Source organism: Streptomyces sp. NPDC059455 (assembly GCF_042750115.1).
GTDB lineage: Bacteria > Actinomycetota > Actinomycetes > Streptomycetales > Streptomycetaceae > Streptomyces > Streptomyces endocoffeicus.
On sequence record NZ_JBHYVB010000289.1, the window covers coordinates 1 to 1772 of the forward strand.

The following is a 1772-nucleotide window of genomic DNA, read 5'->3' on the forward strand; positions in this document are numbered from 1 at the left end:
GGACCGCGGGGTCTGGGGCGGAGCCCCAGTTGTGGGAAGGGGCGGGGAGGGGAACAGCCCGCCGCAGGCGTCAAGGATCAGCGGACGCCCGCTAGCCTCGGCGGAGCCGCCCCGCGATGGCGTGGCCGATGAAGAGGTACACCACGGCCGGGAGGCCGTAGTTGAGGATGGTCCGGAGCCAGTCCGTGTCCATCGTGAAGAGGTCATGGGACCAGCTCGCGAGCCAGCTCGCAGCGTCGTGGACCACCGTGACGAGGTCGTTGGCGCGGTTGGCGTCGAGTAGGGCGAACAGGATCCAGAGGCCGAGGATGACGGCCATGACGTCCGCGACGACCGCCACGACGGTCGCCGCCTGGTTGCTTTCGTGGCGATAACTTCGTGACATGCCTCACGTGTTGCCACCCGAAGCGAAGCCAAACCCAGCACGGCCGCACACCCGTACGAGGCGGTCGGCCGCCCCGGGCACGGGCACGCCGGGGGGCGGTTGGCCGACCGGCGTAAGGGGAGCGGTCGGTCGGCCCGCGTACGGGAGCGGTCGGTCGGCCCGCCTGCGACGCGCCTCAGCCCGCCAGCTCCGCCAGCACCCGTAGCGTCTCGAGGTCCGGCGACAGCGCCAGCAGATCCGTGATCGGGCCCTTGCGCCACAACTCCAGCCGCTCCGCGATCCGTTCGCGCGGCCCGACCAGCGAGATCTCATCGGCGAAGGCGTCCGGCACGGCCTCGATGGCCTCCGCGCGCCGCCCCGCCAGGAACAGCTCCTGTACTCGGCGCGCCTCGGCCTCGTAGCCGAAGCGGGCCATCAGATCGGCGTGGAAGTTCCGGGCCGCGTGGCCCATTCCGCCGATGTAGAAGCCGAGCATCGCCTTGACCGGCTTCAGCCCCTCCGCCACATCGGCGCACACCCGCACCTGTGTCATCGGCGCCACCATGAAGCCGTCCCGGGCGTCGGCGAGCGTCGCCTGGTAGAGCTCGGTCCGCGACGGCGACCAGTACAGCGGCAGCCAGCCGTCGGCGATGCGCACGGTCTGTGCGATGTTCTTGGGCCCCTCCGCCCCGAGCAGCACCGGGAGGTCGGCGCGCAGCGGGTGGACGATGGGCTTGAGGGGTTTGCCGAGGCCGGTGGCGTCCGGACCGGCGTAGGGGTGCGGGTGGTAGCGCCCGTCGAGCCGCACCGGCGCCTCGCGGTTCAGCACCTGCCGGATGACCTCGAGATACTCCCGGGTCGCCGTCAGCGGGCTCTTGGGGAACGGGCGTCCGTACCAGCCCTCGACCACCTGCGGTCCGGACAGCCCCAGCCCCAGCATCATCCGGCCGCCGGAGAGATGGTCCAGGGTGAGTGCCTGCATCGCGGTGGCGGTGGGGGTGCGGGCGGCCATCTGCGCGACCGCCGTGCCGAGCGCGATCCGGGTGGTGTGGGCGGCGAGCCAGGTGAGCGGGGTGAAGGCGTCCGAGCCCCAGGACTCGGCGGTCCACACCGAGTGGTAGCCCAGCCGCTCCGCCTCCTGGGCGAGTTCCAGATGGCGGGGGTCGGGGCCGCGGCCCCAGTAGCCGAGCGCCAGACCGAGCCGCATGGAAGCCCCCTCGTTCCGCCGGACAGGGTGGAGAACGGCGGCTGATGGCACGTCAGCCGCACACCGGCCGGACTGTACGGGCCGGGGCCGCACATGGCAACGGCCCCTCGGCCCCGGGGTTAGGGGGTGGGGGGGGGGGGTGTGATTCGACGCGCGCCGTGAATTCAATGGTTTTGGGTGCGCGCGGCATGGGGAGCGCCA

The 1772-nt window shown here is 72.2% G+C and carries 2 protein-coding genes; both read right to left on the reverse strand.

The window, feature by feature from the left end; genetic code table 11:
• Positions 1-91: 91 nt before the first annotated feature.
• Positions 92-385 carry a hypothetical protein gene (locus tag ACFXB5_RS49265; RefSeq protein ID WP_385221485.1) on the reverse strand — a complete coding sequence of 98 codons (294 nt, stop codon included), beginning with the start codon at positions 383-385 and terminating at the stop codon, positions 92-94.
• A gap of 175 nt (positions 386-560) precedes the next feature.
• Positions 561-1571, reverse strand: a complete 1011-nt coding sequence (locus tag ACFXB5_RS49270) for an LLM class F420-dependent oxidoreductase (RefSeq protein ID WP_385221487.1) — start codon at positions 1569-1571, stop codon at positions 561-563.
• Positions 1572-1772: the final 201 nt, after the last annotated feature.

Coding starts and splice junctions, on each gene's coding strand:
- ACFXB5_RS49270 (WP_385221487.1), bottom strand. CDS start 1,571: ATGCGGCTCGGTCTGGCGCTCGGCTACTGGGGCCGCGGCCCCGACCCC.
- ACFXB5_RS49265 (WP_385221485.1), bottom strand. CDS start 385: ATGTCACGAAGTTATCGCCACGAAAGCAACCAGGCGGCGACCGTCGTG.